This window comes from Pseudolysinimonas sp. (assembly GCF_039912695.1).
GTDB lineage: Bacteria > Actinomycetota > Actinomycetes > Actinomycetales > Microbacteriaceae > Pseudolysinimonas_A.
In genome coordinates, this window is record NZ_JBDSPJ010000016.1 from 19,436 (window position 1) to 44,302 (window position 24,867).

At 65.7% G+C, this 24,867-nt stretch carries 25 protein-coding genes and 1 tRNA gene; 8 read left to right on the top strand and 18 right to left on the bottom strand.

Features of this window, described 5'->3' with window-relative positions:
• Positions 1–56: 56 nt before the first annotated feature.
• Positions 57–953: a sugar phosphate isomerase/epimerase gene (locus tag ABIR17_RS06270; protein ID WP_348003520.1), complete on the top strand. Its 897-nt coding sequence runs from the start codon at positions 57–59 to the stop codon at positions 951–953.
• 41 nt (positions 954–994) lie between these two features.
• Complete coding sequence (locus tag ABIR17_RS06275) at positions 995–1,207, top strand: hypothetical protein (protein WP_348003521.1); 213 nt, start codon at positions 995–997, stop codon at positions 1,205–1,207.
• Positions 1,208–1,377: 170 nt separating this feature from the next.
• On the opposite strand, the gene ABIR17_RS06280 is transcribed toward ABIR17_RS06275, so the two are convergent.
• The 8 genes from ABIR17_RS06280 to ABIR17_RS06315 are packed head-to-tail and all read right to left on the bottom strand — an operon-like array spanning position 1,378 to position 9,665.
• Positions 1,378–2,925, bottom strand: coding sequence for an alpha-N-arabinofuranosidase (locus ABIR17_RS06280; RefSeq protein WP_348003522.1), 1,548 nt, complete (start codon positions 2,923–2,925; stop codon positions 1,378–1,380).
• Positions 2,922–3,665 (bottom strand): sugar phosphate isomerase/epimerase, encoded by a 744-nt coding sequence (locus ABIR17_RS06285; protein ID WP_348003523.1) that lies wholly within the window; start codon positions 3,663–3,665, stop codon positions 2,922–2,924. Before ABIR17_RS06285 ends, ABIR17_RS06280 begins: the two co-directional genes overlap by 4 nt.
• Positions 3,662–4,669, bottom strand: a complete 1,008-nt coding sequence (locus ABIR17_RS06290; protein WP_348003524.1) for a Gfo/Idh/MocA family oxidoreductase — start codon at positions 4,667–4,669, stop codon at positions 3,662–3,664. Before ABIR17_RS06290 ends, ABIR17_RS06285 begins: the two co-directional genes overlap by 4 nt.
• Positions 4,666–5,040, bottom strand: coding sequence for a cupin domain-containing protein (locus ABIR17_RS06295; protein WP_348003525.1), 375 nt, complete (start codon positions 5,038–5,040; stop codon positions 4,666–4,668). The genes ABIR17_RS06290 and ABIR17_RS06295 overlap by 4 nt, the downstream gene beginning before the upstream one ends.
• A 25-nt stretch (positions 5,041–5,065) precedes the next feature.
• Positions 5,066–5,929, bottom strand: coding sequence for a carbohydrate ABC transporter permease (locus ABIR17_RS06300; RefSeq protein WP_348003526.1), 864 nt, complete (start codon positions 5,927–5,929; stop codon positions 5,066–5,068).
• The gene (locus tag ABIR17_RS06305) at positions 5,929–6,870 is read right to left on the bottom strand and encodes a sugar ABC transporter permease (protein ID WP_348003527.1); all 942 of its coding nucleotides are present in this window, start codon (positions 6,868–6,870) and stop codon (positions 5,929–5,931) included. Before ABIR17_RS06305 ends, ABIR17_RS06300 begins: the two co-directional genes overlap by 1 nt.
• Positions 6,870–8,207 (bottom strand): sugar ABC transporter substrate-binding protein, encoded by a 1,338-nt coding sequence (locus ABIR17_RS06310; protein WP_348003528.1) that lies wholly within the window; start codon positions 8,205–8,207, stop codon positions 6,870–6,872. Before ABIR17_RS06310 ends, ABIR17_RS06305 begins: the two co-directional genes overlap by 1 nt.
• Before the next feature lie 54 nt (positions 8,208–8,261).
• Entirely contained in the window at positions 8,262–9,665 is a 1,404-nt protein-coding gene (locus ABIR17_RS06315; protein ID WP_348003529.1) for a PLP-dependent aminotransferase family protein, read from the bottom strand.
• Between the two features lie 122 nt (positions 9,666–9,787).
• On the opposite strand from ABIR17_RS06315, the gene ABIR17_RS06320 reads away from it, so the two are divergent.
• Both ABIR17_RS06320 and ABIR17_RS06325 read left to right on the top strand, forming a co-directional pair.
• Entirely contained in the window at positions 9,788–11,008 is a 1,221-nt protein-coding gene (locus ABIR17_RS06320; protein ID WP_348003530.1) for a Tm-1-like ATP-binding domain-containing protein, read from the top strand.
• Between the two features lie 40 nt (positions 11,009–11,048).
• Complete coding sequence (locus ABIR17_RS06325; protein WP_348003531.1) at positions 11,049–11,888, top strand: phosphoenolpyruvate hydrolase family protein; 840 nt, start codon at positions 11,049–11,051, stop codon at positions 11,886–11,888.
• On the opposite strand, the gene ppk2 is transcribed toward ABIR17_RS06325, so the two are convergent.
• The 3 genes from ppk2 to ABIR17_RS06340 form a co-directional block, all read right to left on the bottom strand.
• Positions 11,885–12,721: a polyphosphate kinase 2 gene (gene ppk2, locus ABIR17_RS06330; protein ID WP_348003532.1), complete on the bottom strand. Its 837-nt coding sequence runs from the start codon at positions 12,719–12,721 to the stop codon at positions 11,885–11,887. The two genes, ABIR17_RS06325 and ppk2, sit on opposite strands and share 4 nt — an antisense overlap.
• An 11-nt stretch (positions 12,722–12,732) precedes the next feature.
• Positions 12,733–13,755 carry a diacylglycerol kinase family protein gene (locus ABIR17_RS06335; RefSeq protein ID WP_348003533.1) on the bottom strand — a complete coding sequence of 341 codons (1,023 nt, stop codon included), beginning with the start codon at positions 13,753–13,755 and terminating at the stop codon, positions 12,733–12,735.
• Between the two features lie 174 nt (positions 13,756–13,929).
• Positions 13,930–14,002: transfer RNA gene (locus ABIR17_RS06340), tRNA-Lys, on the bottom strand.
• Positions 14,003–14,042: 40 nt separating this feature from the next.
• Here ABIR17_RS06340 and ABIR17_RS06345 point away from each other — a divergent pair.
• Positions 14,043–14,537, top strand: coding sequence for a peroxiredoxin (locus ABIR17_RS06345; protein ID WP_348003534.1), 495 nt, complete (start codon positions 14,043–14,045; stop codon positions 14,535–14,537).
• Here ABIR17_RS06345 and ABIR17_RS06350 read toward each other — a convergent pair.
• A complete protein-coding gene (locus ABIR17_RS06350) occupies positions 14,506–14,868 on the bottom strand; it encodes a hypothetical protein (RefSeq protein WP_348003535.1) in 363 nt (120 codons plus the stop codon). The genes ABIR17_RS06345 and ABIR17_RS06350 overlap by 32 nt on opposite strands.
• A 208-nt stretch (positions 14,869–15,076) precedes the next feature.
• Here ABIR17_RS06350 and ABIR17_RS06355 point away from each other — a divergent pair, with 208 nt between their 5' ends.
• Positions 15,077–15,325: a WhiB family transcriptional regulator gene (locus ABIR17_RS06355; protein ID WP_348003536.1), complete on the top strand. Its 249-nt coding sequence runs from the start codon at positions 15,077–15,079 to the stop codon at positions 15,323–15,325.
• A gap of 15 nt (positions 15,326–15,340) precedes the next feature.
• Here ABIR17_RS06355 and ABIR17_RS06360 read toward each other — a convergent pair whose 3' ends face one another.
• The 3 genes from ABIR17_RS06360 to ABIR17_RS06370 are packed head-to-tail and all read right to left on the bottom strand — an operon-like array spanning position 15,341 to position 18,788.
• Complete coding sequence (locus ABIR17_RS06360) at positions 15,341–16,834, bottom strand: histidine kinase N-terminal domain-containing protein (protein ID WP_348003537.1); 1,494 nt, start codon at positions 16,832–16,834, stop codon at positions 15,341–15,343.
• 44 nt (positions 16,835–16,878) lie between these two features.
• Positions 16,879–18,117 carry a regulator gene (locus ABIR17_RS06365; protein ID WP_348003538.1) on the bottom strand — a complete coding sequence of 413 codons (1,239 nt, stop codon included), beginning with the start codon at positions 18,115–18,117 and terminating at the stop codon, positions 16,879–16,881.
• Entirely contained in the window at positions 18,114–18,788 is a 675-nt protein-coding gene (locus ABIR17_RS06370) for a hypothetical protein (protein ID WP_348003539.1), read from the bottom strand. Before ABIR17_RS06370 ends, ABIR17_RS06365 begins: the two co-directional genes overlap by 4 nt.
• 80 nt (positions 18,789–18,868) lie before the next feature.
• Here ABIR17_RS06370 and ABIR17_RS06375 point away from each other — a divergent pair, with 80 nt between their 5' ends.
• On the top strand, positions 18,869–19,135 hold the full coding sequence (locus ABIR17_RS06375; RefSeq protein WP_348003540.1) for a helix-turn-helix domain-containing protein: 267 nt from the start codon (positions 18,869–18,871) through the stop codon (positions 19,133–19,135).
• A 21-nt stretch (positions 19,136–19,156) separates the two neighbouring features.
• Here ABIR17_RS06375 and ABIR17_RS06380 read toward each other — a convergent pair whose 3' ends face one another.
• Entirely contained in the window at positions 19,157–19,744 is a 588-nt protein-coding gene (locus ABIR17_RS06380) for a hypothetical protein (protein WP_348003541.1), read from the bottom strand.
• Positions 19,745–19,895: 151 nt separating this feature from the next.
• On the opposite strand from ABIR17_RS06380, the gene ABIR17_RS06385 reads away from it, so the two are divergent.
• On the top strand, positions 19,896–20,381 hold the full coding sequence (locus tag ABIR17_RS06385) for an Rv3235 family protein (RefSeq protein WP_348003542.1): 486 nt from the start codon (positions 19,896–19,898) through the stop codon (positions 20,379–20,381).
• A 12-nt stretch (positions 20,382–20,393) separates the two neighbouring features.
• Here ABIR17_RS06385 and ABIR17_RS06390 read toward each other — a convergent pair whose 3' ends face one another.
• Both ABIR17_RS06390 and secA read right to left on the bottom strand, forming a co-directional pair.
• Positions 20,394–21,824: an alkaline phosphatase D family protein gene (locus tag ABIR17_RS06390; protein WP_348003543.1), complete on the bottom strand. Its 1,431-nt coding sequence runs from the start codon at positions 21,822–21,824 to the stop codon at positions 20,394–20,396.
• 33 nt (positions 21,825–21,857) lie between these two features.
• Positions 21,858–24,707 (bottom strand): preprotein translocase subunit SecA, encoded by a 2,850-nt coding sequence (secA, locus tag ABIR17_RS06395; RefSeq protein ID WP_348003544.1) that lies wholly within the window; start codon positions 24,705–24,707, stop codon positions 21,858–21,860.
• Positions 24,708–24,867: the final 160 nt, after the last annotated feature.

Consider the following 24,867-nt stretch of genomic DNA (forward strand, 5'->3'; position numbering starts at 1 on the left):
GCCGAGTTCCCGGTTTGGTCACATTTCGGACACATCTGCAGGTTAGGTTGGACCAAATGATTTCGATTGGCATGAGCACCTCCTGCAACTTCCCGATGGGAGTGGAGCAGTCGTTCCGGCTCGCACGCCTCGCCGGGTATGACGGGCTCGAGGTCATGGTGACGACCGATCCGGTCAGCCACAATGCCGCCGCTCTGCGTGCACTCAGCGAGCGATACTCGATGCCGATCTTCTCGATTCACGCCCCGTCGCTGTTTTGGATGCAACTCATCGGCGGTCGGGATGCGCAGGTCAAACTCGAACGCTCGGCAGCACTCGCGGCGGAGGTCGGAGCATCCACCGTCGTCGTGCACCCGCCGTTTCGCTGGGAGGCGGGCTACGCGCGCAACTTCGAGCGCATCGTGCGAGAGACCGCGAAGAACGCGGGCGTGACCATCGCGGTCGAGAACATGTTCCCGTGGAGGGTGCTGCCCGGAAAATTTCCCCGCCCCTTCACCGCCTACGCGCCGAGCCCCGATCCGCTTGATTTGGATGTCGACGCGATGACGCTCGATTTCTCCCACGCATCTTTGACGGGCCGTGACTCGCTCGAATACGCGATGGCGATGGGCGACAAGCTGCGCCATGTTCACCTCTGCGATGGCACCCGGTCGGTCGATGACGGCAACCTGCACGACGAGCACCTGGTCCCTGGCCGCGGCAACCAACCCGTCGCCGAAACCCTGACCTACCTCGCCGAGAGTGGGTTCGACGGTCATGTCGTCGCAGAGATCGGCTTGCACAAGATCCGCAACCAGCAGACCCGGCTCGACATGCTGATCGAGACGGCTGCCTTCGCCAAGGAGTACCTCGGCCAGGAGCACGTGACACGCGACCCGATGTCGATCTCGCGTGACGACCGCATCAACGGGCGCACGGTACGTCGCGCCCGGAAGGCAGCGGCCCGCGCCTAGCCCGCGTCAACCCCTCCCCGATGCCGGATCAGCGAGGTAGCGTGGGTCAACGACCACGGGAGGCCGCGTTGCGCAGGTACATCTTCAACTGGAGCGTTCTGAGTTCGCTCTTCGGCGCCGTCGGCGTCCTTCAGGCGACTCGACGCGGGCCCCGCGACTGGCGGCTCATCCTCATTTGGATCGCGTGGTTGATCAACGTCGCGCTCGCCGTCGGCACCGTCGTCGAAGATTCGCGCGACGGTGAAGAGTGGTGACCCGCAGAAGGAGCTCACGTCCTTGCGCGGCGGGACGCAGTCGTCGTGAATGACGCCGACGACATCCGAGAGTTGAAACAACAGGTCGCGCGGTTGACGCACCTGGTCGAGGCCAAGGCCGAGATCGAGTTGATCAAGGCGAGCCTGCGGTAGCGATCGGCACAGGGGGCTTAGTCCCCCAGCGCGACCACCACGACAGCCCACGACACCGGTGGGAGCGTCACCCTGAGGGCACCGTCCTGCACGCGGGTAATCGCCGCAACAGGGACTACCCGGTCGGGTTCGCTCATCGTGTTGACGGCGAACGGATCGTCATCGGCGATCAGCCAGGCTTCGACGACCTCCCCGATCGCCAGACCCGCCAGATTGATCTCGACCTCGTCCGTCGTGTCAAGTGAACGGTTAACCGCGAAGACCGTGAACCGTCGCGCGATCTCGTCGTAGGTCGCGACCGAATCCAGAAGCGGAACCTCATCGAACCGCCCTGTCGCGTACGACGAGGTTTCCGCCCGCGGCGCGAGAACGACTCCGCTCGCCAGGCGTGACGTGAGAGCGAACGGGTAGAACGTCGTCTGACGCCAGGCCGGCCCACCCGGTTCGGTCATGATCGGCGCGATCACGTTCACCAGTTGGGCGAGGCTTGCCGAGGTGACCCGGTCGGCATTGCGGATGAGGGTGATCAGCAGGCTGCCCAGCACCACGGCATCCGCCACCGTGTAGACGTCTTCGAGCAACCGGGGCGCGACCGTCCATTCGCGGGTGCCGTCGGTGTCGACGGCGGCGAGCGCGGCCTCTTGCTCCTGATGCTCTTTGAGGTACCAGATATTCCATTCGTCGAACGAGATGTTCATCGTCTTCGAGCTGCCGAGCGCAGCCTTCACCTGGTCGGCGTTCGAGGTGACAGTGTCGATGAAGTACTGCATGTCGAGCGCCGAGGCCAGGAAGGTCGGAAGATCGCCGTCGAGGATCTGGTAGTACGCGTGCGCCGAGATGTAGTCGACGTTCTCATACGTCTGCTCAAGAACAACGCGCTCCCACTCCCCGAAGGTCGGCATCTGCGACCCCGACGAACCGCACGCCACGAGTTCGAGCCCGGGGTCGGCGGTCTTCATCGCTGACGCGGTGCGACCGGCGAGTTTTCCGTAGTCGAGCGCGGTCATGTGACCGATCTGCCACGGGCCATCCATCTCGTTGCCGAGGCACCACATCCGGATGCCGTAGGGCTCGACGCCCCCGTTGGCGATTCGCTGATCGGCCAGAGTGGTTCCGGCAGCACCGTTGACGTACTCGAGCAGGTCGAGCGCTTCGAGCACCCCGCGGGTACCCAGGTTGACGGCGAGCATCACTTCGGCATCCACGAGGCGGCTCCAACGCGCGAACTCGTCGATGCCGATCTGGTTGGTCTCGAGCGAATGCCAGGCGAGGTCACGGCGTCGCGGGCGGGACTCCCGAGGGCCGACCCCGTCTTCCCAGCGGTATCCGGAAACGAAGTTGCCGCCGGGGTACCTCACGGTGCTGACGCCGAGTTCGGTCACTAGATCGGTCACGTCACGGCGGAACCCGTCGCCGTCGGCCGTCGGATGGCCAGGTTCGTACAACCCGTCGTAGACGCACCGCCCGAGGTGTTCGACGAAAGCACCGAACACTCGGCGGTTGAGGGGCGCAACGACGAGGTCGCGATCAAAGCTGACGCGGGAGTGCCCGGCCGGCGTGGTCATCGCCCGTTCCTCTCCAGCCACGCGCGGGACAACCGGAAACCGTCATCGAGCGACGCGCTGCTCTCCTCATCGACACACAACCACCCGGTGTAGCCGGTCTCATCCAGGGCAGCGAGGATGTCTGCCAGGGGGAGGTCACCTTCGCCCAGGAGACGCCATTGTTCACCGTCGTAGTCCTTGAGGTGAAGGTTATCGATCACGGAGCCGAACTCCCGAATGAACGCGGGGATGTCGTCGATGCCTGACTTGGCGAGGTGTGCGGTATCGACGGTCAGTCCCACGGTGTCACCGACCGCGTCGAAGAACACGCGGAAATCTTCGGGCATCATCACCGGCTGACCGAAGTGATGGTGCAGCGAGAGGGTGACCCCCTGATCACGCGCGGCCATCCCCTCAAGGGCCAGGATGCCCGCGAACCCGCGGAGCACGCCGGCGTCGACACCATCGCGGGGGTGATCGTGACAGAACACGACACGTTCGGAGCCGACAGCCGCCGCGAACGACACGATGTCGTGGAGCCTCTCGAGCCCGTCGGGCCGCAGAGTGTCGAACACGATGAGCGCTGAAAAGGTGCCGGGGTCGTCGCCCCAGCGCGTCAGAACGGCCTCGGGGTCGGCGACCTGGTCGAGGTACTGACCCTGCTTGAGCTGCAGACCCTCATACCCTTCGGCGCGATACGTGTCGACCAAGCGGTCGATCTCGCCTGCCGGGACTGGCTTAGAGAACGAGCGACGCATCATGCGCCCACTCCGATCGGCATCCCGTTCGAGAAGGTCACTGGAGCGCCACCGTGGGCGGCCGAGTCGTAGACCGCCTCAAGCAAGCCGATCGTGCGGAGGTTGTCGCGCCCGGAGTTCGGTGCTTCGCCCCCCGTGTCGATCGCGTCGAGAAGGTGTTCCAGTTGGCGGTACGCACTCAACGACTTCCCGTCTCCGAACCCCTCGCCCACCTGAACGTCGACACCATCGGCGGTGCGGATCTCAAGGCGGTTGTAGTCGAGGTGGAGCGTTCCCGCCTCACCCAACACGACCGTCTCTGTGCTGTCGACGCGGCTCGAGAAGCTCTGCACCAGGGTCGCCACGATGTCGCCGAATCGCACGAGGGCGAAGGCATCCGTCTCGCCGTTTGTTTCGATCGCCGGCGACGAGGCAATGCTCGCCGTCAGCCAAGTCGGGTCGGAGTCAGCGAGCATCCGGAAGCCATCGAACCAGTGAACGCCCATGATCATGAGCGCATACCGGTCGAGCTCCATGCGCCACCCGACCTCGCTGCGGAACTGCAGCTCGCGTTGCTCGATGCCGATCACGCGCCCGATACGCCCCGCCGCGATCGCGGCACGAGCCAACTCGAAGGGGTAGTGGTCGCGGAAGTTCTGGTCGACGGCGAGCTGCACGCCCCCCTCGTCGGCGGCGGCCACCATCTGCTGCGCTTCGTCGATGCTGTTGGCAAACGGCTTCTCGACCAGGATGTGCTTTCCTGCCGCCGCGAGTTCGCGCACAGCCGGAACTCTGACGTGACTCGGCGTCGCGACGACGGCGATATCGAAGTCGATGTCGGCGATGGCCTCGGCGATCGAGGCAACTGTCGGGATTCCGTAGGTATCGGCGGCCCAGGCGCGACGCTCGTCGCTCGGATCGACGGCACCGACCAATTCGATGCGCTCGGGGCGCATGGCGAAGTAGTCGAAGTGCATCGACGAGATGCGACCGGCGCCCACGACGACGACGCGGTGTCGTTCGGTCACTCTCCGATCACCTCGCGGTGCGCCGTGTTGAAGACGATGACCAGTTCGCACTGCTCGTCGCCGATATTCGTGGCGTTGTGGATCGACCCGATCGGGATCGAGATCGTGTCACCGGGGCCCATCTCGATGTAGTCGTCGCCCACCCGGTGGCGGATGCGGCCGCGCACGACGTGCAGCACCTCATCGCAGTTCGGGTGGTGGTGCACGGGGTTGGCCTGCCCGGGATCGATGAAGCACTTGCCGACGGTAAGGACGTCGGAGTTGTCGAGCGAACCCGCGATCATCCACTCGAGTCGACCCCAAGGCTGGGGTTCAACTCGCACGCTCGAGGCAGGTTGAAACCCGCCTCGACCCATCGTGTGCTCGGACATTTCTGATTCCTTTCTCACGGACTTCTCAGTCCTTCACGGCCCCGGCGGCGAGGCCCCCGGTGATCTGCTTCTGGAACACCAGGAAGACGATGACGATCGGCAACGCGACGATTGTCGACGCCGCCATCAGCGGACCCCACTCAGTGCCGTATTGCCCGATAAACGAATTGAGGGTCACCGTCACCGGCTGCATATCCTGCTTGGTCGTGAGGGTGAGTCCGAAGATGAACTCACCCCAGGTCATCACGAAGGTGAAGACGGCAACCGTCACGAGCCCCGGCCGAACCAGAGGCAGCACAATACGCAGGAACGCCTGCATCCGGGTCGCCCCGTCAACCGCGGCCGCCTCTTCGAGCGCCTTCGGAATGTTGAGGTAGAACGGCCTCAGCACGATCACCGCGAACGGGAGCACCGCGACCGTGTCAGCGAGGATGATGCCGAGGTAGTTGTTCACCAGGCCAACGCGGCTGAACAGTGTGAACATCGGCAGCGCGACGTTGATCGAGGGCAACAGCTGCGCGACCAGGAACGGAAGCAGCAGCAGCCCGGTCCACTTCAACTGAAGACGGCCCAGAGCGTACGCCGCGGGGGTCGCGAGCAGCAGAGCGAGCACACTCGTGCCGACGCTGATGATCAGGCTGTTTCCGAGGGAGCGCAGCATCGTTTCGTTCTCGAATACCGCGCGCAGGTAGTTCGAGAAGTCGAACTCGGTCGGGATCAGGGTCGGCGGTCGAGTGAACAGCTGGTCGGGCGACTTGAAGGAGGTCGACACCATCCAGTACAGCGGGAACAGGAAAATACCGACGACGACGATGCCGATCGCGGTGAGGTGCCACGCCGGTCGTTCCCGACTCGTTCGGCGTAGTTGAGGGCGTTGTGGCCGAGCCATTATGCGGACTCCTCACGTCGACGAACCAGGAGGTAGACGACCGAGACGATCAGCGGAATGACCAGAAGGATGTTCGCCGCCGCGGCACCGTCGCCGAGACGGAAGTATTCGAAGGAGAGGTTGTAGACCGCGATCGACAGCACGTTGGTAGCCCCCGCGGGACCGCCCGCCGTCATGACATAGATGACGTCGAACACCTTGAAGGTATGAACAAAACCGAGCAGGAGCGCGATCGCAACGACCGGGCGCATGAGCGGCACGGTGATCCCGAACAGACGTTGGCGGGCCGATGCACCGTCAAGGCTGGCCGCCTCGTACACCTCGTGCGGGACGCCCTGAAGTCCGGCGTAAACGAGCATCATGTGGAACGGGATGCCGAGCCAGATATTCGTGATGATCACCGCGATCAAGGCGGTCTGTGGGTTGACGAGCCACGCTTCATCGGTGTGGATTCCGAAGACGTCGAGAATCGAGTTGAACAAGCCGTAGCTGCCGGAGTACATCCAGCGCCAGAGGCTTGCCGACACAACCGCAGGCATGACCCAGACGACCAGCATGATGGCCCGCAGGAATCCCGAGAGCGGGAACTTGCGATTGAAGAACAGCGCGAACGCCCAGCCGATCAGGTGCTGGAAGGCGAGCGAGGCGAGCGTGAAGACGAGCGTGACCAGGAGCGACGAGAGGAATCCGGGCGACGACAGGAACTCGACGTAGTTGTCGAAGCCGACGAAGGCGGCGCCGCCCTTGAGGAAGTTCCCCACGTTGACGTCGAAGAGGCTGAGATTGAACGTGTACGCGATCGGATAGAACATGAACACGAGCAGGAAGATGATCGCGGGCGCGACGAAGAGATAGCGACTGAGCGCCGAGCGGCCACGCCGCCGCCCAGCGGTCGCCCGAAGGCGGACCGCTGGACGGCGGATTCGGAAAGAAGCGCTCATCACTTAAGCAAGGGCGCGATCGCCGTTGCGGCCGTTGTGAGGGCGTCTTTCGCCGTGTTCGATCCACTCAACACGCTCTGCAGTGCGACAACCACGTTGTCGGCGATCTCGGCGTAGTTCGCACCGTAGGCACGCGGGCGTGAGACCTTGAGCTGCTCGGCGAAGACCGCGAGGTTCGGATCGGTGTTACCGGACTTGACGTCGAGGCGAGTCGGCAGGCTGCCGGCCGCATCGTCAATCTGCTGAACCCGCTTGGGGTCCTGCATCCACTTGATCAGGTTCCACGCGGCATCAGCGTTGGGTCCGTCGGTGATGAGGTAGTTTTCACCACCGGTGACCGAAGCCTCATCCTGTCCTGCGGGCAGCAGAGCCACGCCGTAGTTGAGGTCAGGTGCGTTGGTCGCGAGGTAGGGAAGCTGCCAGGGCCCATTGAGCATCATGGCGGCGCGACCTTGAGCGAACTCAGCCGCAACAGCTGCCTGATCCCAGTTCAACGCCTCCCGCGAGACACTGCCGTCCTTGATGAGGCTTGCCGTGAATTCGAGAGCCTTGATGGCCTCGGGCGAGTCGACCTTGGTGAGGTCACCGCCGGCTTGCCACAGGGTCGGCAGCCACTGGAATACGGCCTGCTGGTTGTTGATGGCCGAGAAGGCGTAGCCGTAGTGGTCCGGCGACGTGAGCTTGGCCGCGACCTGGCTCATCTCTTGCCAGGTCGTCGGCGGCTTAACACCGGCGGCGGCGAGCAGGTCTTTGTTGTAGAACAGCGCGAGGCAGTTCGCGGTGATCGGCAGGCCGTAGATCTTGCCGTCCAGTGACGCGGAGTCGATGAGACCCTGCGGGTACTGGTCGAGTTGGCCCCAAGCGGCGATGCGATCGGTCAGGTCGGCGGCGATCCCCAGCTCAGCGAACTGCTGGTGGTCGGGGCCATTGACGATCGAGATATCGGGGAGCGCGCTCGCACCAGCCGACTGAAGAAGCGACTTCTTGAGGTCGGCGTAGGCGATGAACTCACGGTTGATCGTGACGTTCGGGTACTCGGTCTTGTACTCGGTGAGGAGCGCCTCAACGGCGTTCGACGGCGCGGAGTCCGCCGCGTAGTAGTCCCACCAGGTGAGAGTCACGGGAGCGGTGGGATCGAAGGTGCTGGCCGGCTCGGCAGCGCCGGGGCTACAGGCGGCGAGACTCGCCGCCATGGCGACAGCGGCCGCGACCGCGACCACCCGTCGATGTGTGCGTGTGAGGTACATGAATGGGATCTCCTTCATCGTTGAGCGAGAAGCCGCAATTGGTGGTGACGCCGGGATGACGGCGAACCGAAGCCCGGTGCGGGCGCTCACATCTTCTCTCTCGCGTCGCGGGCCGGAGAGAGCCAATATCGGCCGGATGGCCCACTATTCGGTCGCCGCATATGCCCGCCACGCCTCCGCGATCAACTCGATACCCCGCGCGAGCTCCTGCGGAGGTACCGCGTACGAGATGCGAACGTGATCGTCGAGAACGTCGGATGCGCTGAACGTGGGGCCTGGGAGGAACTGCACTCCGAGTTGCTCGGCTCGCTGCGCCAGAGTCGTCGCGCTCCCGGATGGCAGCCGAACCCACATTGACCCGCCGCCGGTCGGCAGCACCGGTTGCCAGTCGGGAAGCTCGCTCGTGAGCTTGTCGAGGGCGACCTGCCGATGCAGCGACAGCATTTCGCGACGCTGGTCGCGTGCCGACTCCAACTGGGGAAGAAGACGCGTCGAGACCAGTTGCGCGATGAGCGAAGTTCCCAGATCCAACTCGCCCTTGAGTGCCGCGAGTTCGCTCACCAGCACAGGGTCGGCCCGCAGCCACCCGACCCGGAGCCCGCCCCAGAACGACTTGCTGACGGAGCCGACCGTCGTGATCAGATCGCCGCCCGCAGCGAGCGGGATCGGCCGACGATTGCCGTCGATGATGGTGTCGGCGAGCGTGGCGTCGTCGATGACGGGAAGACGGAAACGATTCGAGAGGCTCGCGATTCGGCTGCGCCGGAAGTCGTCGAGCACAGAACCGACCGGGTTCTGGACCGTCGATTGCACCACCAGAAGTACCGGCGAGTGGGCTTTGATTGCTGAGGTCAGGTCATCGACATCAATCCCGTCGACCCCTGATTTCACGCCAATCAGGCGTCCTCCGAGGCTCTTGAGCGACTCGAGCGCGCCCCGGAAGGTGGGCTCTTCGACGAGAACCGGCGCGCCGGGACGGACGAACAATGAGGCAGTCAGACGGAGCGCCTGTTGCGCCCCCGACGTCACCAAAATGTGGTCGGGGGTCGTCGGCAACCCGAGGTCGGTGTAGTAGCTGGCGATGGCATCCCGAAGCTCGGGCAGGCCTGCGGGCAGGTAGCCGTGCGTCATCACGAGGCTGCGCAGACGCGCTCCGTCGATGTAGTTGAGCTCTTCTGCCACCATCGGAAGACCGGGCAGTGCGGCGCTGCGCAGATCGATCCGCTCGCTGACGGCTTCGCCCACGAAGCTGCTCAACCGGTCGTCGCCGCGGGTCGCCGACCGTTGGCGCGAGTACGTCACGTAGGTGCCATCGCCCTGCCTGCTCTGCAGGAGTCCGTCGGCGCGCAGAAGGTCGAGGGCCTTTGTGACAGTGTTACGACTCAAGCCCAGCACCTGACCCATCGAACGTTCCGCCGGAAGTCGAGTTCCTGAGCCGAGGGCACCGGATCGGATGAGCGATCGCAGGCCGCCTGCCAGGTCGTCGTGCAATGACTGAGTACCGGTTCGCCACTCGCCCAGAAGACGGACGAGACGATTCACGCCCATGGTCGCCAATCCAAACGAATTGGCCCTCGCTGACTGCAGTGTCATGGGCACATCATGATCATCGATTCGCGTGCGGTCAAACCGGCCGCCGCTTCTCCCGCATTTCACGTGAGGTATCGAAAATGACGCACACCGTCGTGCTGGTCGGAGCCTTGGACACCAAGGGTGCCGAATACGCGTTCGTTCGCGATCGTCTCGCCGCCGCCGGAGTGCGCTCCACGGTCGTCGATATTGGGGTTCTGGGCGAGCCGGAATTTGCGGCCGACATCTCGCGTGCCGAGGTTGCCCGTGCCGCGGGCTTCGACATCGCCGACCTCGTGTCGGCGGCAGACCGCGGCAAGGCGATGGATGCCATGGCCCGCGGCGCCGCACTCGTGGTCGCTTCGCTCGTGGAAGCCGGCGACGTGCAGGGGGCGCTGGCCCTCGGCGGAACGGGAGGCACGTCGGTCGCGGCGCAAGCATTCCGCGACCTGCCGCTCGGCTTCCCCCGATTGATCGTCTCGACGGCCGCTTCCGGCAACACCGAGCCGTACATCGGAGCCACCGACCTGATCCTGGCGCCGTCAATCGTCGACATTGCGGGCCTGAACCGCATCTCGCGTCGGATTCTCGCCAACGCCGCAGCCGCCGTCGCCGGAATGGTGGCCGCTGAACCGCTGCCCGAAGCATCCGATCGGCCCCTCGTTGCGGCGAGCATGTTCGGGGTCACGACGCCGAGCGTGACACGCGCCCGCGAGCGCCTCGAGTCGCTCGGCTACGAGGTGCTCGTCTTCCACATGACCGGCAGCGGTGGGCGTGCCATGGAGTCGCTGATCCGACAGGGTTACATCGCCGGCGTCCTCGACATGACGACCACCGAGCTGGCCGACAATCTCGTCGGTGGAGTCTTCGATGCCGGGCCCGATCGCCTCACCGCTGCGGCCTCCGCGGGAGTTCCGCAGGTCGTTTCGGTCGGCGCGCTCGACATGGTCAACTTCGGTGCCCGCGACACGGTGCCGGAGAAGTTCGAGAACCGCAATCTCTATGTGCACAACTCGAGCGTCACGCTCATGCGCACGACCGCGGCCGAGACCGCGAAGCTCGGCGCTGAGCTGGCTCGCAAGGTGGCGGCGTCGTCCGGCCCGGTCACCGTCGTGCTTCCGTTGCGGGGGATTTCGGCGATTGCGACCGAGGGCGGCCCGTTCCATGATGCCGCCGCCGACACCGCCCTCTTCGAGAGCATCCGCACCGGACTCGTCGGCACAGATGTCGAGCTCGTCGAAATCAACCTCGACATCAACGACCCCGCATTCGCCGACGCGTGTGCCGACCGGCTTCACGAATTGATCACTGCCCGCCGCTGATCCAGCTACTTGAGACCGACTTCCGAACTAGAGGACTTGCATGCCCTACATCAAACGCTCCGAGATCCTGTCCCGCCTGCGCACGAAGATCGAGCAACGCCTGCCGATCATCGGTGCGGGTGCCGGTACCGGCCTCTCCGCGAAGTGCGAGGAGGACGGCGGGTCCGACCTGATCGTGATCTACAACTCCGGTCGCTATCGCATGGCGGGCCGCGGGTCGCTCTCGGGTCTCCTCGCCTACGGCAACGCCAACGACCTCGTCGTCGAGATGGGTCGCGAGGTGCTGCCGGTCGTTCGCAACGTCCCCGTCCTTGCCGGCGTCAACGGAACTGACCCATTCATGAACCCCGTCCGCCTGATTCGCGACCTGAAAGACCAGGGATTCTCGGGCATCCAGAACTTTCCGACCGTCGGCCTGATCGACGGGGTCTTCCGCGCCAATCTCGAAGAGACCGGGATGAGCTATCAGCTCGAAGTCGACCTGGTACGCCTCGCCCACGACGCCGACATGTTGACCACCCCGTACGTGTTCTCGACGGCGGACGCCGCAGCGATGACGGAGGCGGGCGCCGACATCATCGTGTGCCACCTGGGTCTCACAACGGGTGGCGCGGTCGGAGCCGAGACAGCGAAGAGCCTCGACGACTGCGTGACCCTCGCCGAGGAGTGGGCCCAGGCCGCCCGTGCGGTCCGTGACGACGTCATCGTGCTCGTGCACGGCGGTCCCATCGCCGAGCCCGAAGATGCCCAGTACGTGCTGTCGCGCACCGCGGCGTTTGACGGCTTCTACGGCGCCTCGTCGATGGAGCGGCTCCCCACCGAGCGTGCCCTCACCGCGGCCGTGCGCGAGTTCGCGTCAATGACCCTTTCGGCCCGCTAGCCCTTTTCGGTCTTCTCGCGCGGCAGCGCGCCAGCGTGGTCTTCCACGTGCCGAAACTGCTCGCGCGGTGGCCGGTCGTAGTTGTCGGCTTTCGGACGAGGCGGGATCTTTACCGGTTCGGGATTGAGGTGCTCGTACGGCACCGTCGAGAGGATGTGCGTGATGGTGTTCAGCCGCGCGGCGCGCTTGTCGTCGCTCTCGACCGTGAACCACGGGGCGTCGGCCGTGTCGGTGAGCTCGAACATGTCGTCTTTCGCCCGGGAGTAGTCCTCCCACTTGGTGATCGACAACAGGTCGGTGTCAGAGAGTTTCCACCGGCGCATCGGATCCTTGAGCCGTGAGGTGAACCGCTTCTGCTGTTCGGCGTCGGAGACCGAGAACCAGAATTTGATCACGACGATCCCGTCGTCGACCAGGAGCCGCTCGAAGATCGGGGTCTGCTGCAGGAACCGGCGGTACTCGGTCGGCGTGCAGTACCCCAACACGTGCTCGACGCCCGCCCGGTTGTACCAGGACCGGTCCATCAGCACGATCTCACCAGCTGCAGGCAAATGCGAGATGTACCGCTGGTAGTACCACTGTCCCTTCTCGCGTTCACTCGGTTGCGGCAGGGCGACAACACGGGCCGTGCGCGGGTTCAGGTACTCAACGACGCGCTTGATCGCGCCACCCTTCCCAGCCGCGTCTCGACCCTCAAAGATCACCAGCAGTCGAAAACCTGTTGAGGTGATCCAGCGCTGCATGTCGACAAGTTCGACCTGCAACTTCTTCAGCTCATCCTCGTACGCGCGCTTGTCGACGCGGCGAACCTTCTGGGCCCTCTTGGATGGCATGCCCGCTCCCCTTAGTCCAACGCCGCAGCAGGGTCCGGCGCGGGCATCCGAACTGTCAACGCCAGCGGGTCGATTCGTGCCGTAAACCCGACCGTCGTGCCGAAACCGTCGCCGTCGAGTTCGAGGGCTTCGGCCCTCGTGAACTCGACATCGATGCTGGAGGCCGTTGTGTACTCAAGCGCTCTGATCGGCTTGCTGTCACGAGTGAGCTTGCGCCCGATCTTCGTTCTGCGCAGGATGCCGTTCTCCCACGCGACCTTGATCCAGATCTGGACCCAGCCGAAGAAACCATTCGGGCGCAGAAATGCGATGTCAAAAACCCCGTCGTCGATGCTGGCTTCGGGCATCAGCACCATGTTGGCGGGAAGCGATCCGCAATTTCCGACGATCAGAGTGTGAGCTCGAATCGATCTCGTCGGACCGTTATCGAGGCGCCGACGAATATTGAGTTGCGAGGTGTCGCGCATTGCGCGCGAAATCGCGTCGACGTAGGCGAGCCAGCCAACCCGTTTTTTGAGTTCTTCGTTCGTGTTCTCGACCATTTTCGCGTCGACTCCGGCGCCGGCCATGACCAGGAAAGCGTGCTGATCGCTGGTGCCATCCTGACGGTGGATGTCGATGACCCCGATGTCGATCGTGCGATCGACCCCGTTCAGTGCGACGTCAATCGCGTCGGAGAGGTCGTTGAGGGTGAGCTCAAGGTTGCGGGCCAACAGATTGCCCGTCCCCGACGGCACGAGCGCCAGCGGGATGCCCGTTCCTCGCAGTGACTCCGCGACCGCGCGGACCGTGCCGTCGCCTCCCGCCGCGATCACCAGGTCGACCCCCGCCTTCACGGCCCGCGCGGTGACCTTTTCGCCCGCATCATCCTCAGTGGTTTCCAGCCACATTGGCTCACCCCAGGATCCGCGGCCAGCGTCAAGCGCGGCACTCAGTTCTTCGCGTTTCACTTTCACCGGGTTGTAGATGACGGCAATCGTCCGCGAGGCGGTGCGGGGGCGTGAGGGGGGAGCTGTCTCGGGAAGGGCAGGCATCCCATGACTGTACGAAGTTGCACAGCGAGCGACGACCCGTCGACATCCGCCCTCGAATGTGCAACGATCCTGCGCCCCCTGCGCCCGGCAGGCCGACCAAAAACTACAGGCCGACCCAAGAAGGGCCAAAAGAAAAACCTCTGAGACCGGCGAGAGTCAACAGAGGTTTTTCAGTACACCCCCCGGGACTTGAACCCGGAACCCACTGATTAAGAGTCAGTTGCTCTGCCAATTGAGCTAGAGGTGCGCGAGGTCCGCGTAAGGCCGGACCGAGGGTCAACGATAGCATGCCCCTCGTGACCGATCCCATCCGTCTTGCAGAAGGATCTCTCGCCCCCGACTTCACGCTGCCCGACCAGGATGGGCATCCATTCAGGCTCTCGAGTACGCGCGGCTCGAAGACGATCGTGTACTTCTACGGCGAGGCGGGCACTCCGGCCTGCACGAGTCAAGCGTGCGACTTTCGCGACAACTCCGCGGTGTTCGCCGCTGCCGGCTATCGCGTCATCGGCATCTCCCGTGACGCGCCGGCGGTCAACGCCGGGTTCGCGCGCACGCAGCGTCTGCCGCAGGTCATCCTCAGCGATCCGACCCGCGAGGTGCACGGGCTCTACGGAACTTACGGCGAGAAGTTGCTCTACGGGCGCCCCGTCGCCGGAGTGATCCGCGCGACGTTCGTGCTCGACGAAGGCGGGCGCATCGACCAGGCGCTGTACAACGTCAAGGCCACGGGCCACGTCTCGATGCTGCTCAAGAGGCTGAAGTTGAGTCCCGCGAGCTGAGCCATCCGGCGACCGGCTTGCTGATCAGCAGCCCGAAACCGACCGCCGCGACGATGACGAGCGGCCAGCCCCAGGCGGGCTCAGCGAAGCTGCCCTGCAGTGCGCCCACGCCAATCGCGAACTGGAGCACCTGCCAAACGATTGCGGCGGCCCGCACCCAGGCGCGTCCGCGCCAGATACCGAGCAGGATGGCGGCGAGCCAGATGGTCGCCGCAGCCGCCAGCGCGATGAGGGCCACCGCCGAGCCGAGGGAGGACGCGGGAGTTGTGATCACCTCCCCCACGAGGACCACGACGACCGCGAGAGCTGCCAGGAGCTCGGCCGCAACCACGACAGAAAGTACCCAGACAATTGCTGGGCGTGAGCGTTCACCTATTGATTCGATGACCTAAGTATGAAACCCTGACTGTCGGTTGATGTGACGCCTACAGAGTCGTAGGTGAGTCCGGAGACTTTCCCCCAATTTTCCGTTCTCGCTTCGACCGTGCGCGAAATCTCTATTTCGCGCGGCGTCAGCAGGCAACTCAAAGGAGCACCACATGGATTGGCGTGACAAGTCCGCCTGTCTCACCGCAGACCCGGAACTCTTCTTTCCGGTCGGCAACACCGGACCCGCCGTCGACCAGATCGACAAGGCGAAAGCTGTCTGCGCGCGCTGCTCGGTCACCGAGCAGTGCCTCCAGTACGCGCTCGAGACCAACCAGGACTCCGGTGTCTGGGGCGGCCTCAGCGAAGACGAGCGTCGTGCGTTGAAGCGTCGCGCCGCTCGTGCTCGTCGCGCCTCCTAGGTGCGCCGCTGCGGCTCAGACCCGCGTCAGCCAGAGCAGAGGCACGTCGATCGTGACCTCGGTGCCTTCGCCTTCGAGCGTGTGCCAGTCGATGGTGCCACTCAGCTCACCCTGAATCAGGGTGCGCACGATCTGGGTGCCGAGACCTGAGCCGACCTTCCCTTCGGGCATGCCGACGCCATTGTCGCGCACCCGGATCGTCAACTGATCGTCTTTGCGCTTGGCCGAGATCTCGACCTGACCATCCTCACGTCCGGCGAGCCCGTGCTCGACAGCGTTGGTGACGAGTTCGGTGAGAGCCAGAGCCAGGGGCGTCGCGTACTGACTGGGCAGCGATCCGAACTTGCCGGTCTTCACCGGGCGCACCGCGGTCGTTCGACTCGACGCCACCTCCGCCACGAGCAGCAGCACGCGATCGAAGACTTCGTCGAAGTCGACGATCTGGTTGAGGCCCTCGCTCAGGGTGTCGTGCACGACGGCGATCGCCGCCACCCGCCGCATGGCCTGGTTGAGGGCATCCCGAGAGTCGTCGCTGTGTGCACGCCGGGCCTGGATGCGCAGCAGCGACGCGACGGTCTGCAGGTTGTTCTTGACCCGGTGATGAATCTCGCGGATGGTCGCGTCTTTGGTGATGAGCTCTTGCTCTTGGTGGCGCATTTCGGTTGTGTCACGCACCATGACCATCGCACCGACCCGCTCGCCCCGATAGCGAACCGGGATGGTGCGCAGAGTCAGCGTGACGCCGCGAGCCTCGATATCGGCGCGCCACGGCGCACGCCCGGTGACCACGAGCGGCAGCGATTCGTCGACGTGCAGCCGGCCGCTGATCAACCCGGTCGTCACTTCGGCGAGCGACTCCCCTTCGAGTTCGCCCTGGAAGCCCATGCGGTTGAACGCCGACAGTCCGTTCGGGCTGGCGAACGTGACGATGCCGTCGACGTCGAGCCGCAGCAGACCGTCGGAGGCACGCGGGGCGCCGCGGCGCGGACCGGACGGTGCAGAAAGGTCAGGAAAGTCGCCGGTCGCGATCATCGAGAAGATGTCGTTGGCGCACTGGTTGAACGTGAGTTCCTGGCGGCTGGGAGTGCGCGCCTCGCTGAGGTTGCTGTGCCGGGTGAGCACCGCGATGGGGGTGTTCGTCATCGCACCGCCACTGGGAGCGACCCGCCGCACGACCGGCACTGCGCGCACCCGGGTGGGTGTCTCTTCGTACCAATCGGGAGCGGCCGTGTCGACGATCTGCACCGTCTCGAAAGCCTCAGCGACCTGATGACGCCACTCGGGTTTGATCTGCTGCCCGACGAAGTCACGATAGAACAGCGTGGCGGCGGATGACGGCCGCGAGTGAGCCACCGCGACAAACCCGCCGTCGGCACTCGGAACCCACAGCACGATGTCGGCGAACGCCAGGTCGGCGAGCAACTGCCCGTCGGCAACCAGCAGGTGCAGCCACTCGACGTCGGCATCCGGGCGATGCTGGGCGAGCATCAGCTCCGAGAGGGTCGACACCGCACCAGGCTACCCGCGCGCGATGCACCTCCCGTCGCGCACACTCAGCGGCGAAGGTCGGAGGCCAACTTGCGGATGACGCCGCGCGCGGCCGAGCGCGGAGCGACTTCGGGCAGACTGCGACCGCTCAGCAGGGCCGCGTCGAACGACGCGGGATCCCACGGGATCAGGTGGGCGGGAGTCACGCCGCCGAACCGTTCGAGCGTCGAGCGCACCTGGCCGCCGGGATCGAGGCCGATCGCGCCGGAACGCACCTTGTTCGCGACAACCACCACGCGATCGGGGCCCGTGTGCTCGACGACCGTCGCGTAGCCGCGCAGAAACCTCGCCAGTCCCACGGGATCAGCTGCAGCGACGGCGATCACGCGATCGGCGCGACGCAGCACTTCGAGGGTCGCACCGTTGCGACGGGGCGCGGCGACGTCGCTCATCAGCTCCTCGTCTTCTTCGAGGTCGGCAGCAACATCGACGATCGTGATCTCGGCCCAGGTGCGCACGATGTCGAGAACCCCGGAGACGCGCTCGGCGGTGAGTTCGGGCCAGCGCGACGGACGCCCGAGTCCGGTCAGCACGCGGAATCCGCCGCGGTGCGACGACGCGACACGGTCGAGTTCGGCGAGCGTCAAGGATGCGGTGCCGGCCAGGCGACAGGCTGCCGCAAATCCAGGGGCCTCGTCGAGCAACCCCAGCGACGGGGCCACCGAGGCGCCGTGGGTGTCGGCGTCGGCGAGAGCGACCGAAACGCCCGCGGCTGCGAGTTCTCCGGCGAGGGCAATGGCCAGCGACGTGCGCCCCGGAGCGCCACCGGCACCCCAGACTGCGACGACCTGCCCGCGCGAGGTGGGAGCGACCGGCCCGGCGGAACGGCGAGATGCACCCTCGGCAAGCTCATCGGCGGTGGGGGCGGGACGCGGAGCGACCACGGGCGCGACAAGGGGCACGGCGCGAACCGGGATGCCACTGCCGGGTGTCAGCAGAGTCCAGGCCGGCGGACCGGGAACCGGATCGACAACCCCGAGGCTGGCGGCGAACTTGCGCTCGCGCGGAGTGTCACCCACCACAACGAGTCGAACCCCGTGCGCGTCGCAGGCCGCGACCAGGCGGGCGCTCAGGTGCGGCGCAGAAGCGGCGGCGATCACGACCTCGGGTTTCGCGACGGCGATCCGTGGCGCGAGAGCGTCGGCATCCGGAACCTCGGCGACCACCCGGTGCCCGTACCGCGTCGCCTCAGCGCCGAGTCGATCGACGTCGGCGACCGGAAGCGCAAGGCCGACGTCGGTCATCGCGACCCCAGCGGGATGCCGGCCGGCACGATCGCGAGCGCATCCCCGTTGGCGATCGCTTGCAATAAGCGCGCGACCCGGGTGCGAAGCACGAGTACTTCGACCGTCGCCGAACTCGATCCGCCGCCCGCGATCAGAGTCTGATCTTCGATCACGCGCACTACAGTCGCCTGCGGCGCCAACACGACCGGCGTGCCGATCTCCCCCTCGTCGAGCCGCGCGGTTCCCCAGACGTCGACGAGGGATCCCGGTTCGACGACCGTGCTGACCGGCCCGGAAAGTTGAAGCACGAGCGAGGTGGCCCGCACGCCGTCGGTGCTGCCGGCGGCCGACAGCGGGATGAGTTGGCCCGCGGCGACGGGTTGGGCGATGACGAACCCACCGGCGGGGATGGACCCCTCAGCGAGATAGAGGTCTTCGGCGCCGTCGAGCGCGACGCTGCGTTCGACCAGATCTGCGGCATCCACATGATCGCCCGGGGCGAGAGCGTCCGCGGCGGCGTAGACGACGAACCGCGCGTCGGCAGCCGAGACGAGCGCCATCACGGCGACGACTGAGGCCGCGACCAGAACGAGGCCGAGGACAAGGCGGATGTCGAGGGCGAACCGTCGACGTGGCCGGGGCGCGATCGCGGTCATCGGCATCTCCTTCTGCTTGCGTGAACGGCTCATGCTCACCCGACGCGCACGCCCCGGGCAGAAGTTCTCCACAGCACCCCCGTGAGCTGTGACCCCGGGCGCATAATCGAGGCATGACGGCATCCGACCCCGCCGCACTCGCGCGCTTCCTCACCCTCGCCGATACGTCCGAGGTGCTCGCGATCTCGCTGAGCCAGGCCTACGCGCTCGTGCGGTCGGGCGAGCTGCCCGCGATCAAGGTCGGCGGCGCCGGACACTGGCGGGTCGAGACAACCGTCCTTCAGGCCTACATCGACGGCAAGTACGAAGAGAACCGCCGGCGCGGACTCTGGCAGCAGGCCGAATACGCCGACGTCGCCGAGCTGTTCATCGAGCGCTGAGCCGCTCAGGTCACCGCCGGGTCAGAACCGCAGCACGTCGATCGCGCTGAACGCGACGAGTCTCACCCGCGACACCGCGGCCGTGCGACGGGGTTCTCCAACCGGGTGCTCGGCGAGGTCGAGGTGATCTCGGCCAACTCGATCGATCGTGCCGTGAGCCCGCTCGGGGCCCAGCAGCAGTTCGACGGCGGCCCTGCGGCGACACAGGTCACGCAGCACAAACGCCAGCCCGAGTCGTGCGGAGAGGGCCGTCGGGGGCTCCGGCGCTGGCTCGACCCGAAGGCTGGCCGCGAGTTGTTCGGCGTTCGGCACGATCGCTGTGAGCGCCCAGAGCGGGATGATCGCCGACCGCAGTTCGCCCGTCGCGAGCTCGCCCGCCACCCAGTCGCGCCCCACCGCCGCCGGCACGATATCGACGTGCTCCCCGCCGCGTACGGTGAGCCCCAGCGGTGTGCGCAAACGGGCGTCGTGAATGGCGCGGATCCGGTCACGCAGGCCAAGTCGACCCAGGCGCAGCCGCTCCTCCTCGGCGAGAAGGTCGACCTCTTCCGCGCCGAGTTCAGACTCGAGCTGGCTCTCGAGGTCGTCGAAGAGGTTCTGCCAGCGCACGCGGCGACGCTAGCCACGCGCCGCGATGGCGCCGCGAGGTTATCCACAGGGTGGTTGTTCCCCTCGACAGACCTGTCCGAATCCCAGCATGATGTTGGCATTCGTCCCCCATGCGGGGCACAACCGGAACCCATTCAGGGGAGGCAACGGGATGTCGATTGCACTGTTGGTCACAGATCACTCGTTCGAGGGCACCGCGTTCGAGGGCGAGGCGTTCGACGGCACCGCGGCGCGAGCACTCACCCCGCGGTTCCACGCCGACGATTTCTTCGACCAGCAGCCGACACCGTCGGCATCGTTGCCCGACCCGCGGCCGCTGCTCGAGAACCTCACGCGCTGCGTCATCGAGATCCTGGCCGGCGCGCGTGAACTCGACCAGATTGCACGATGGCTGAGCGACGACGTTTACCGCCACCTGCTGAAGCGGGTCGTGATCTCGAGCCGGGCGCGGCAGGCAAAAGGTGCCGCCGTGCTGCGCCCCACCTTCGCGATCGGGTCGATCATTGTCTGCGAACCCCGCGATAGCGTCGTCGAGGCGTCGGTCGTCGTGCGTGGCCGAGCGCGGGTGAGGGTGGTCGCCTTCCGCCTCGAGGGTCTCGATCGGCGCTGGCGGGCGACCGCCGTTCACGTTCTTTAGCGGGATCTGCCTCTAGCGGGCGTCCGAAGCCTCGGTGCCATCCGGACGGGCGGGGATCGTCACCTGATGACCCATCCCGAGGCCATCGCTGAACTCCGCAACCGTGTCGACGTACCACCACTGGCACGATGTGTAGTCGGGGTTCGCGTCGATCGCCAAAAAGCCGTGGCTGTCGAGGTCGCACCAGGTCATCGCGGGAAGGTTGCGCAGAAACGCCGCCTCGTAGTTGCGTGACTCGGCGCCGCGCGGCCAGCCCATCTTGTCGTCGAGGTTCGGTGACGTGATTGAGGTCACGGTCCACTCGACGAACTCGCCGGCGCGCAGATCGTGGCGATGCTCGGCCGAGAAGTGCACATCGCCGCTGAGCGCCACAGCGTGCGGGTCGCGCCCCACGGCATCCATCAAGGAGTCTTGCTCAAAGTCGAAACTGTCCCAGAGGTCGTGGAACGAGACCAGCGCGTCAGCCTCGGCCATCTTCAGCTTGCGCAGCGCAAACAGCGCTTCTTCATCGCCAAGTGCCGCGTCGAGGTCGGAGAGCATCGAGGGCACGGCGAGGTAGGTCCAGCCCGGGTGCGGCGTCGCGAGGCGGTCGAGCACCCAGGCCCGTTGCTCCAGCCCGAGCGCTGTCGAGGCCTTCGTGTGTGGCGTCTCGGGATTGGTGCGGGCCAGTCGGGTCTCACACAGCAGGATGCGACCGGCGATTCCCAGGTCGATCTCTTGCCAGATGTGGTCGCCGCGGGTCGGACGCCGCATGGTCGGCATCCAGTCGCTCCAGACATCCATCGCCGCCTCGGAGCGGGCCTGCCACGACCCATCCTTCGCGTCGTCGTGTTCCTGAGCGCCACCCAACCAGGCGTTGTCGGAGAGCTCGTGGTCGTCGATCGTTGCCACCATCGCGAAGGCACGATGCAGTTTCTGCAGGTCGGGATCGCTGCGGTAGAGCGCGTAGCGGCGGTCGTAGTCGGCAGCCGTCATGCAGTCGCCGAGCGGATCCATCGGCCGGCCGATGTCGATCCCCGGCGTCTGCTTGCCGGTGGGCACCTGGGCGGCTTCGTAGATGTAGTCGCCGAGGTGCAGCACGAAGTCGATGTCATCCATCGCCGCCAGCGCCCGGTAGGCGTTGAAGAACCCGGAGTTGTACTTCGCGCACGACACCACCGCGAACCGCACCGCGCGATCGATCGGGATGGTGCGAAACCGGCCCTCGTCGCTCGTCGTTCCGTCCGCGGCCGTGAACCCGTAGCGATAGCGCGACCCGGCCACGAGGTCGATCAGCGGCAGATGCACCGATCCGGTCGTCGGGTCGCTCAACACGACTCCGGTGAGCCGCGCCCCGCCCTCGGGTTCACACCACCAGGTCACCTCGGTGCCCGGTATCGTCTTTGCCCAGAGCACGATCGAGTCGTGCGTTACGTCGCCGCTGGCGACCCCGTACGGGAACATGGCGCCAGCGTAGGGGCCAGGGTCAGCGCGAACCTACTTGCGCTTCTCCTGCGCGCGTCGTTCGGCCCGGTTCTGCGGCGCCGGAGCGGCACCTTCGGCACGCTGCCCGAACGCCCCGCGCTGCTGCTGACCCTGGGCCGCGGGTGCTGCTCCGGGTCGCTGGGGCTGCTGCGGTTGCGCGGGAGCCTGACGGGCGAACCCTGCGGCCTGCTGCGCCGCCTGCTGCTGGGCGAGAGCGGTTGCCCGCTGCTCGACCTGGCCGCGCTGGTTACGCACCTCGACCTCGCCTTGCGCGTCGGCATTGGGCGCCGAGTACGAGAGGTTTTGCGGCGCCTGCTCACCGGCGAGGCCGCGCGCCGCAACAGCGGGCTGACCTTGATCGCCGTTCACCTGAACGTCGAGGTTGAACAGGAAGCCGACGGCCTCCTCGCGGATGGCGCCCATCATGCTCTGGAACAGCGCGAAGCCTTCGCGCTGGTATTCGACCAACGGGTCGCGCTGCGCCATGGCACGCAGACCGATGCCGTCTTTGAGGTAGTCCATCTCGTAGAGGTGATCGCGCCACTTGCGGTCGATCACCGAGAGCACGACGCGACGTTCGAGTTCACGCATCGCGGGCGCACCGAGTTGCTCTTCACGCTTGCGGTACGCGACGTGCGCGTCGGACAGGATCTCTTCCTTGAGCCGCTTCGCGCTCAGTCGGCCCTTGTTGCCGACCTCACTGAGCACTTCGTCGATCGTGATCGAGACCGGGTAGAGCGTCTTCAACTCAACCCACAGCGCCTCGAGATCCCAGTCGTCGCTGGTGCCCTCGGTCGTGTGCTCGTCGAGGACTTCGGTGAGCACCCGGTCCAAGAACTGTTGCACGCGCTCGTGCAGGTCGTCGCCCTCGAGGATGTGACGGCGGTCGGTGTAGATCGCGTCACGTTGGCGGTTGAGCACATCGTCGTACTTGAGCACGTTCTTGCGGATCTCGGCGTTGCGGCCTTCGACCTGCGACTGCGCCGAACGGATCGCTCGAGCCACAAACTTATTCTCGATCGCCATATCTTCGGGCAGACCGGATCGTCCGAGCAGACTCTCCACCGCGCCGGCGTTGAACAGGCGCATCAGGTCGTCTTGCAACGAGAGGTAGAACTTACTCACCCCCGGGTCGCCCTGACGACCGGAGCGACCACGCAACTGGTTGTCGATGCGGCGTGACTCGTGACGCTCGGTGCCGAGCACGTAGAGGCCGCCGGCATCCACGACCTTCGTCGCTTCTGCTTCGACCTCACGCTTGGTCTGGGCGAACACGTCATCCCAGGCGGCTTCGTACTCGTCGGGGGTCTCGACCGGCGAGAGCCCGCGCTCGTGCAGGCGGGCGGTGGCGAGGAACTCCGCGTTGCCGCCGAGCATCACGTCGGTACCACGACCGGCCATGTTGGTCGCGACGGTGACCGAGCCGAGCCGGCCGGCCTGGGCGACGATCGCCGCTTCGCGGGCGTGGTTCTTCGCGTTCAGCACCTCGTGCTTGATGCCGCGCTTGGCGAGCAGGCGCGAGAGCTCGTCGCTCTTCTCGACGCTCGTCGTTCCCACCAGAATCGGCTGGCCGGTGCGGTGCCGGTCGACGATGTCTTCGACGACCTGCCCGAACTTGATCGCCTCGTTCTTGTAAACCAGGTCGGTGTTGTCGACGCGGATCATCGGCTTGTTGGTTGGGATCGGGATGACGCCCAGCTTGTAGGTCGCCATGAACTCGGCTGCTTCGGTCTCGGCGGTACCGGTCATGCCGGAGAGCTTCTTGTACAGGCGGAAGTAGTTCTGCAGCGTGACGGTCGCCAGGGTCTGGTTCTCGGCCTTGACCTGAACGGCCTCTTTCGCCTCGATCGCCTGGTGGATGCCCTCGCTGTAGCGACGACCGACCAGGATGCGGCCGGTGTGCTCGTCGACGATCAGCACCTCGCCGTTCATCACGACGTAGTCCTTGTCGCGCTTGAACAGGGCCTTCGCCTTGATCGAGTTGTTGAGGAACGAGATCAGCGGGGTGTTCGCCGACTCGTACAGGTTGTCGATGCCGAGGTAGTCCTCGACCTTTTCGATGCCGGGTTCGAGCACGCCAACGGTGCGCTTCTTCTCGTCGACCTCGTAGTCTTCGCCGTCGATGAGTCGCTTCGCGATGTTGGCGAATTCGCCGAACCAGCGGTTTGCCTCGCCCGAGGCCGGACCCGAAATGATGAGCGGGGTCCGGGCCTCATCGATGAGGATCGAGTCGACCTCATCCACGATCGCGTAGTAGTGACCGCGCTGCACCATGTCGGCCGTCTGCCAGGCCATGTTGTCGCGCAGGTAGTCGAAGCCGAACTCGTTGTTGGTGCCGTACGTGACGTCGGCGGCGTACTGCTCTCGGCGTTCGGCCGGGCTCTGACCGGAGAGGATGCAGCCGGTCGTCATGCCGAGGGCGCGGAACACGCGGCCCATCAGCTCCGACTGGTACGAGGCGAGGTAGTCGTTAACCGTGACGACGTGAACGCCCTGGCCGGCGATCGCGTTGAGGTAGGCGGCGGTCGTTGCGGTCAGGGTCTTGCCCTCACCGGTCTTCATCTCAGAGATGTTGCCGAGGTGGAGGGCTGCGCCGCCCATCAACTGCACGTCGAAGGGCCGCATCCCGAGGGTTCGCTTGGCGGCTTCGCGGACGGCGGCGAAAGCCTCCGGCAGCAGGTCGTCGAGCGACTCACCGTCGGCGAAGCGGTCGCGGAACTGCACGGTCTCCGCGCGCAGTTCGTCGTCGGTCAGATCCTCGAAGTGCTCCTCGAGGTGGTTGATCGCCTCGGCGTAGCGCTTCAATTTGCGAAGGGTACGACCCTCCCCGACACGAAGGACTCTCTCCAAGACGTTGGCCACGGGTACTCCCACTCGTTCTGACGCGGGCACATGTAAGGCCCGCCGTTATCGCCGCGTAACAGTAGCAAGCGTAGCGTTTGGCCTTCCTGAGAGCCGCGCGCGCTTCGCTGAGAGCGGAGGCGCTTTCGCGCCTCCGCCGCGGCGCCAGCGCCGACGGCCG

Excerpts from the sequence above, each read along its gene's own strand:
- ABIR17_RS06320 (WP_348003530.1), top strand. The coding sequence starts at position 9,788 with ATGACGCACACCGTCGTGCTGGTCGGAGCCTTGGACACCAAGGGTGCC.
- ABIR17_RS06315 (WP_348003529.1), bottom strand. The coding sequence starts at position 9,665 with ATGGGCGTGAATCGTCTCGTCCGTCTTCTGGGCGAGTGGCGAACCGGT.
- ABIR17_RS06370 (WP_348003539.1), bottom strand. The coding sequence starts at position 18,788 with ATGAGCCGTTCACGCAAGCAGAAGGAGATGCCGATGACCGCGATCGCG.
- ABIR17_RS06280 (WP_348003522.1), bottom strand. The coding sequence starts at position 2,925 with ATGACCACGCCGGCCGGGCACTCCCGCGTCAGCTTTGATCGCGACCTC.
- ABIR17_RS06345 (WP_348003534.1), top strand. The coding sequence starts at position 14,043 with ATGCCCCTCGTGACCGATCCCATCCGTCTTGCAGAAGGATCTCTCGCC.
- ABIR17_RS06325 (WP_348003531.1), top strand. The coding sequence starts at position 11,049 with ATGCCCTACATCAAACGCTCCGAGATCCTGTCCCGCCTGCGCACGAAG.
- ABIR17_RS06295 (WP_348003525.1), bottom strand. The coding sequence starts at position 5,040 with ATGTCCGAGCACACGATGGGTCGAGGCGGGTTTCAACCTGCCTCGAGC.
- ABIR17_RS06385 (WP_348003542.1), top strand. The coding sequence starts at position 19,896 with ATGTCGATTGCACTGTTGGTCACAGATCACTCGTTCGAGGGCACCGCG.
- ABIR17_RS06375 (WP_348003540.1), top strand. The coding sequence starts at position 18,869 with ATGACGGCATCCGACCCCGCCGCACTCGCGCGCTTCCTCACCCTCGCC.
- ABIR17_RS06390 (WP_348003543.1), bottom strand. The coding sequence starts at position 21,824 with ATGTTCCCGTACGGGGTCGCCAGCGGCGACGTAACGCACGACTCGATC.
- ABIR17_RS06335 (WP_348003533.1), bottom strand. The coding sequence starts at position 13,755 with ATGCCTGCCCTTCCCGAGACAGCTCCCCCCTCACGCCCCCGCACCGCC.
- ppk2 (WP_348003532.1), bottom strand. The coding sequence starts at position 12,721 with ATGCCATCCAAGAGGGCCCAGAAGGTTCGCCGCGTCGACAAGCGCGCG.
- ABIR17_RS06365 (WP_348003538.1), bottom strand. The coding sequence starts at position 18,117 with ATGACCGACGTCGGCCTTGCGCTTCCGGTCGCCGACGTCGATCGACTC.
- ABIR17_RS06300 (WP_348003526.1), bottom strand. The coding sequence starts at position 5,929 with ATGGCTCGGCCACAACGCCCTCAACTACGCCGAACGAGTCGGGAACGA.
- ABIR17_RS06305 (WP_348003527.1), bottom strand. The coding sequence starts at position 6,870 with ATGAGCGCTTCTTTCCGAATCCGCCGTCCAGCGGTCCGCCTTCGGGCG.
- ABIR17_RS06285 (WP_348003523.1), bottom strand. The coding sequence starts at position 3,665 with ATGATGCGTCGCTCGTTCTCTAAGCCAGTCCCGGCAGGCGAGATCGAC.
- ABIR17_RS06270 (WP_348003520.1), top strand. The coding sequence starts at position 57 with ATGATTTCGATTGGCATGAGCACCTCCTGCAACTTCCCGATGGGAGTG.
- ABIR17_RS06355 (WP_348003536.1), top strand. The coding sequence starts at position 15,077 with ATGGATTGGCGTGACAAGTCCGCCTGTCTCACCGCAGACCCGGAACTC.